We start from the raw sequence: 6,960 nt of genomic DNA on the forward strand, positions 1-6,960 counted from the left end.
CAGTGTCTCCATACCCTGCCCGACCACCTGGCCCGCGCGTTCGGTTGCCTCCCCGAGTCGACGGGACCCGCGGGAGTGGTGGGAGACTGTGCCCCGTGACCGAGATCGAGATCGGCCGTGCCAAGCGCGGTCGCCGCGCGTACTCCTTCGACGACATCGCGATCGTGCCCTCGCGGCGCACCCGCGACCCCGAGGAGGTCAGCACGGCCTGGCAGATCGACGCCTACCGCTTCGACATCCCGGTCCTCGCGGCGCCGATGGACTCCGTGATGTCGCCGTCGACCGCGATCGCGCTGGGCCAGATGGGCGGCCTCGGGGTGCTCAACCTCGAGGGCCTCTGGACCAGGTACGACGACCCCACCGGTCTGCTGGAGGAGGTCGCCGGCCTGCAGGGGCCGGAGGCGACGCGCCGGATGCAGGAGATCTACACCGAGCCGATCAAGCCGGAGCTGATCACCGCCCGGCTCGCGGAGGTGCGCGCCGCCGGCGTGACCGTCGCGGGCTCGCTGTCGCCGCAGCGCACCCGCGACCACGCCAAGACCGTCGTCGACGCCGGCGTGGACATGTTCGTCATCCGCGGCACGACCGTCTCCGCGGAGCACGTCAGCAGCCAGGCCGAGCCGCTGAACCTCAAGGAGTTCATCTACGAGCTCGACGTCCCGGTCATCGTCGGCGGGTGCGCCACCCACCAGGCCGCCCTCCACCTCATGCGCACCGGCGCGGCGGGCGTGCTCGTCGGCTTCGGCGGCGGCGCCGCGCACACCACGCGCACGGTCCTCGGCGTCGCCGTGCCCATGGCCAGCGCCGTGGCCGACGTCGCCGCCGCGCGCCGCGACTACCTCGACGAGTCCGGCGGCCGCTACGTGCACGTCATCGCCGACGGCTCGATCGGCAGCTCCGGCGACATCGCGAAGGCCATCGCCTGCGGCGCCGACGCGGTGATGATCGGCTCCCCGCTCGCCCGTGCGAGCGAGGCGCCGGGGCGCGGCTTCCACTGGGGCAGCGAGGCCACGCACGCCGAGCTCCCGCGCGGCGAGCGCGTCGAGTTCTCGCCGGTCGGCTCGCTCGAGGAGATCATGTTCGGTCCCTCGCGCGTCGCCGACGGCACCATGAACCTCGTCGGCGCCCTGCGGCGCGCGATGGCGACCACGGGCTACACCGAGCTCAAGGAGTTCCAGCGCATCGAGGTCGTCGTCCACCGCTGACGTCCGCGCCGGGCGCCGCTCGGAGGGCTCGACAAAAGCCGTACGGATGTCAAATGCTGGGAAAAGTGACCAACCAGTAGCAACGGCTTCGGCGCCGACCTACCCTTCGGGGATGAGCGAGCAGACCCCCGCCTCCGGTCCCATCACCGACGGGCCCGCGGACCCCGAGCACGACAGCACGGCGGCCTACGGCCTCGACCGCTCGTACGTCGCCGCCCTGACCCGGCGGATCGTCAGCACCTCCGGCGAGACGGCCGCGGTGACCTCGCCCGTCGGCGGCACCCCGCTCGCGCACGTCCCGCAGTCGAGCGCCGCCGACGTCGCCGAGGCGTTCACCCGGGCGCGTCGCGCTCAGGCGGCCTGGGCGGCCACCCCGCTCGACGAGCGCGCCGCGGCGCTGCTCCGCCTCCACGACCTGGTCCTCGACCGGCAGGAGGAGCTGATCGACCTCGTCGTGTGGGAGTCCGGCAAGGCGCGCAAGGACGCCTACCTCGAGGTGGCCCACGTCGCGCTGACCGCCCGCTACTACGCCCGGACCGCCCACCGGCACCTCGACAGCCGACGGGTCGCCGGGATGTTCCCGGTGCTCACCCGGGCCGAGGTGCACCGCGTCCCCAAGGGCGTCGTCGGCATCATCTCGCCCTGGAACTACCCGCTCACCATGGCGCTGTGCGACGGCCTGCCGGCCCTGCTCGCGGGCAACGCCGTGGTGGCCAAGCCCGACGCACAGGTCATGCTGACGGCGCTGCTCGGCGTGCAGATGCTGGAGGAGGCGGGCTTCCCGCCCGAGATCTGGCAGGTCGTCGCCGGTCCCGGCCCCGAGGTCGGCGGCGCGCTGGTCGCCGAGGCCGACTACGTCGCCTTCACCGGGTCGACCGCGACCGGACGGCTCATCGCCCGCCAGTGCGCCGACCGGCTGATCGGCTGTTCGCTCGAGCTCGGCGGCAAGAACCCGATGCTCGTGCTCCGCGACGCCGACGTGCACCGCGCGGCGGAGGGCGCCGTACGAGCGGTGTTCTCCAACGCCGGCCAGCTGTGCGTGTCGACGGAGCGGCTGTTCGTCGCCGACCAGGTCTACGACCGGTTCGTCGACGCGTTCGTCTCGCGCACCCAGGCGATGACCCTCGGCGCCAGCCACGACTGGTCGCTCGACATGGGCTCGCTGATCTCCCAGGCACAGCTCGACACCGTCACCCGGCACGTCGAGGACGCGGTCGCGAAGGGAGCACGCGTCCTCACCGGCGGCAGGCACCGCCCCGACCTGGGGCCCTTCGTGTTCGAGCCGACCATCCTGGAGGGCGTCTCGGCCGACATGGAGTGCTTCGGCGCGGAGACGTTCGGCCCGGTCGTCTCCCTCTACCGCTTCCACAGCGAGGACGAGGCGGTGGAGCGCGCCAACGACGGCTTCTACGGCCTGAACGCGTCGGTGTACACCCGCGACACGACCCGCGGACGGTCCGTCGCGCGCCGCATCCGGTGCGGCACCGTGAACGTCAACGAGGCCTACGGCGCCACCTTCGGCTCGCTCGCCGCGCCGATGGGCGGCATGCGCGAGTCGGGCTTGGGTCGGCGCCAGGGAGCCGAGGGGATCCTGCGCTACACCGAGGCGCAGTCGGTGGCCACGCAGCGCCTGGTGCCCATCGCGCCGGTGCTCGGCATGTCCGAGGAGGCCAACGCCACGGTGCTGACGGCCTCGCTCCGCCTGCTCAACAAGCTCGGTCGCGCGTGAGCGCGCACTACGACGTCCTCGTCGTCGGGTCGGGCTTCGGTGGCTCGGTCACGGCGCTGCGGCTCACCGAGAAGGGCTACTCGGTCGGCGTGCTCGAGGCCGGCGCGCGCTTCGAGGACGGCGACTTCCCAGCCACGTCCTTCGACGCCAGGCGGTTCCTGTTCGCGCCCGCGCTGGGCATGTACGGCATCCAGCGCATCGACATGGTCAAGGACTGCCTGATCCTCGCCGGCGCCGGGGTCGGTGGGGGCTCGCTGGTCTACGCCAACACGCTCTACGAGCCGCTCGACGCGTTCTACCGCGACCCGTCGTGGGCGCACATCACCGACTGGAAGGCCGAGCTGGCGCCCTACTACGACCAGGCCAAGCGGATGCTGGGCGTGGTCGAGAACCCGCGTCACACCCCGGCCGACGAGGTGATGCGCAAGGTCGCCGAGGACATGGGCGTCGGTGACACCTTCCACCCGACACCGGTCGGCGTCTTCTTCGGAGGGCCCGACGCCCAGGGTGGCGAGCGCTTCGAGGACCCGTACTTCGGCGGTGCCGGCCCGGTCCGGCACGCCTGCCGCAACTGCGGCGAGTGCATGACCGGCTGCCGCCACAACGCCAAGAACACGCTGGTCAAGAACTACCTCCACCTCGCCGAGCAGGCCGGCGCGGTGGTGCACCCGCTGACCACCGTGACCCGCGTTCGGCCGCGTGCGGGCGGCGGCTACGAGGTGACGGCCCGCTGGACCAAGGCGAAGCTGTCGCGGCGTACGGCCGTCCGGACGTTCACCGCCGACCAGGTCGTCTTCTCCGCGGCCGCCCTCGGCACCCAGAAGCTGCTCCACCAGCTCAAGGGCGAGGGCGACCTGCCGCACGTCAGCGACCGGCTCGGCGTGCTCACCCGCACCAACTCCGAGGCGATCCTGGGCGCGCTGGCGCCGGACACCTCGACCGACTACACCGAGGGGGTCGCGATCACCTCGTCGTGGCACCCCGACGACGTCACGCACATCGAGCCGGTGCGCTACGGCAAGGGCTCCAACGCCATGGCGCTGCTGCAGACCGTGCTCGCCGACGAGGTGCCCGGCACCTCACGCGTGCGCACCTGGTTGCGCGAGCTGTGGGCGCAGCGGCGCACCGCCTTCGACCTCTACGACTTCAGGCACTGGTCCGAGCGCACCGTCGTGGCGCTCGTGATGCAGACGCTCGACAACTCGATCACCACCAGGGGCGTCAAGGGCCGCTTCGGCTGGCGGATGACGTCGGTGCAGGGCCACGGCCTGCCCAACCCGACCTACATCCCGGTGGCCTACGACGCCGTGCGCCGCATGGCGGACGTGATGGGAGGTACGCCCGGCGGCAACGTCGGGGAGCCCTTCGACCGCCCGCTCACCGCGCACTTCATCGGCGGCTGCACGATCGGGGAGTCGCCGGAGACCGGCGTGGTCGACCCCTGGCAGCGGCTCTTCGGCCACGACGGCCTGCACGTCGTCGACGGCTCGGCGGTGTCGGCGAACCTCGGGGTGAACCCCTCGCTGACGATCACCGCGCAGGCGGAGCGGGCCATGGCCTTCTGGCCCAACAAGGGGGAGCCCGACCCGCGGCCGGCGCTCGGCTCGGCGTACCGCGTCGTCGCTCCCGTTGAGCCGAAGAACCCGGTCGTGCCGGAGGCGGCGCCGGGCGCGCTGCGGCTCCCGATCGTCGGGGTCAGCTGACCCGCAGAATTCCTCGCGGCGGGCCGTAACCACCCCCTCAGGGAGTCGTTGGGCCGAGTAAGGAGTCCGACAGTCACGCTCCCTCCCAAGGGTCGGACTCCGTGATCTCGGCACCTGTCCGCAGGGCTGGGACGTCCGCATCAGGGCCCGGCCACCCTCCCTCCCCGGCCGGGCCCTGATGTCCGTCCGGATAAGACCGTGCAGCGGCGACCTCGATAGACTCCGACCGTGACGCAGCCAGAGCACGACCTCGTCCTCGTCGTCGACTTCGGGGCGCAGTACGCCCAGCTCATCGCGCGGCGCGTCCGCGAGGCACGGGTGTACTCCGAGATCGTCCCGCACACCATGCCGGTGGCCGAGATGCTGGCGCGCAAGCCCAAGGCGATCATCCTCTCCGGCGGCCCCTCGAGCGTGTACGCCGAAGGCGCCCCCGGCATCGACGACCACGTCTTCACGGCCGGGGTGCCGGTCTTCGGGATGTGCTACGGCTTCCAGCTCATGGCCCAGGGCCTCGGCGGCGAGGTCGCGCACACCGGCGCGCGGGAGTACGGACGTACGCCCGTGGCCGTCTCCGAGCCGGGCACCCTGCTGGAGGGCATCCCCGCCGAGCACAAGGTGTGGATGTCGCACGGCGACTCGGTCTCGCAGGCGCCCGACGGCTTCACGGTCCTCGCCTCGACCGAGGGCACCCCCGTGGCGGCCTTCGAGGACGTCGACCGGGGGCTCGCCGGCGTCCAGTGGCACCCCGAGGTGCTGCACTCCGAGCACGGGCAGAAGGTGCTCGAGCACTTCCTGCACCACATCGCCGGCGCCCGCCAGACCTGGACGATGCTCAACATCGCCGAGGAGCAGATCGAGCGGGTGCGCGAGCAGATCGGTGACTCCGGCCTCGCGATCTGCGGCCTCTCCGGCGGCGTCGACTCCGCCGTCGCGGCGGCCATCGTCCAGCGGGCGATCGGCGACCGGCTGCACTGCGTGTTCGTCGACCACGGTCTGCTCCGCGAGGGCGAGGCCGAGCAGGTCGAGCGCGACTTCGTCGCCGCGACGGGCGTGAACCTGCACGTCTACGACGCCCGGGAGACCTTCCTCGCCGCGCTCGCCGGCGTGACGGACCCAGAGGAGAAGCGCAAGATCATCGGCCGGGAGTTCATCCGGGCCTTCGAGGCCGCGGAGGTGCAGGTCCTCGGCGAGGCGGCCGAGCACGGCGAGAAGGTCGGCTTCCTGGTCCAGGGGACGCTCTACCCCGATGTCGTCGAGTCCGGCGGCGGCGCCGGCACCTCCAACATCAAGTCGCACCACAACGTCGGCGGGCTGCCCGAGGACCTCGAGTTCCAGCTCGTCGAGCCGCTGCGCACGCTCTTCAAGGACGAGGTTCGCCTCGTCGGCGAGCAGCTCGGCCTGCCGGCCGAGATGGTGTGGCGCCAGCCGTTCCCGGGGCCGGGCCTCGGCATCCGCATCATCGGCGAGGTGACCGCCGACCGGCTCGACATCCTGCGCCGCGCCGACGCGATCGCGCGCCAGGAGCTCACCCGCGCCGGCCTCGACCGCGACATCTGGCAGATGCCGGTCGTGCTCCTCGCCGACGTCCGCTCCGTCGGTGTCCAGGGCGACGGGCGGACCTACGGCCACCCAGTCGTGATCAGGCCCGTAACCTCCGAGGACGCCATGACCGCCGACTGGGCCCGGCTGCCCTACGAGGTCATGGAGCGGATCTCCACGCGCATCACCAACGAGGTGGCCGAGGTCAACCGGGTCACCCTCGACATCACCTCGAAGCCGCCGGGCACCATCGAGTGGGAGTGAGCCGGGGTCGTACGGCCGGAGCCTGCGCGACCTCGACCCGTCGTTGAGTCGCGACTGCCAGGGCTCGAGGCTGCGGCTGCGGCTGGCCACGGGTGACCCCGGTCGGCGAGTGCGTGCTGTCGCGCTCGCCCGGCGACGGCACGAGCGCCACCCGTACGTCCGGCGCGACGAGCACGTCGCTCCCCGCTAGGCGCTCATGTGTGCGTGCCCGGTCGTGTCGTCGCTATGGCGAGGAGGGCGCCCGGCGGGGGAGCGCCTCTGGTTTGCGGTGCCTGACCGCTGGTCCCTCGTCCGGCACCGCCGTGCGCCCGGACCTATCGAGACGTGCCACCGGCCCCGCCATGGCATGTCTGGCGGGGTGTGGGGCGGGGTCATGGTCGGCGGGGTCGCGGGACGGTGGGCCGATGGGATGGATCGGGTGGGTCGAGTGTTGTGGTGCCGGTGTGGTCGCGTCGGTAGTGGTGGCCGTGGGGGCTGGTCCACTCGAAGATGCCGTTCGAGGTCATGCGGTAGTGCCAGG

4 protein-coding genes are annotated in these 6,960 nt (G+C 72.2%); all 4 read left to right on the plus strand.

Annotated features, from left to right (window positions below; all coding sequences use genetic code 11):
• Positions 1 to 95: 95 nt before the first annotated feature.
• The 4 genes from J3P38_RS16310 (at position 96) to guaA (ending at position 6,440) form a co-directional block, all read left to right on the plus strand.
• Entirely contained in the window at positions 96 to 1,205 is a 1,110-nt protein-coding gene (locus J3P38_RS16310) for a GuaB3 family IMP dehydrogenase-related protein (RefSeq protein WP_210440002.1), read from the plus strand.
• A 112-nt stretch (positions 1,206 to 1,317) separates the two neighbouring features.
• Complete coding sequence (locus J3P38_RS16315; protein ID WP_210440003.1) at positions 1,318 to 2,934, plus strand: succinic semialdehyde dehydrogenase; 1,617 nt, start codon at positions 1,318 to 1,320, stop codon at positions 2,932 to 2,934.
• Positions 2,931 to 4,637 carry a GMC family oxidoreductase N-terminal domain-containing protein gene (locus J3P38_RS16320; RefSeq protein ID WP_210504371.1) on the plus strand — a complete coding sequence of 569 codons (1,707 nt, stop codon included), beginning with the start codon at positions 2,931 to 2,933 and terminating at the stop codon, positions 4,635 to 4,637. Before J3P38_RS16315 ends, J3P38_RS16320 begins: the two co-directional genes overlap by 4 nt.
• Before the next feature lie 228 nt (positions 4,638 to 4,865).
• Positions 4,866 to 6,440 (plus strand): glutamine-hydrolyzing GMP synthase, encoded by a 1,575-nt coding sequence (guaA, locus tag J3P38_RS16325; protein WP_210504372.1) that lies wholly within the window; start codon positions 4,866 to 4,868, stop codon positions 6,438 to 6,440.
• Positions 6,441 to 6,960 lie beyond the last annotated feature (520 nt).

The organism is Nocardioides xinjiangensis (genome assembly GCF_017916455.1).
Classification (GTDB): Bacteria; Actinomycetota; Actinomycetes; order Propionibacteriales; family Nocardioidaceae; genus Nocardioides; species Nocardioides xinjiangensis.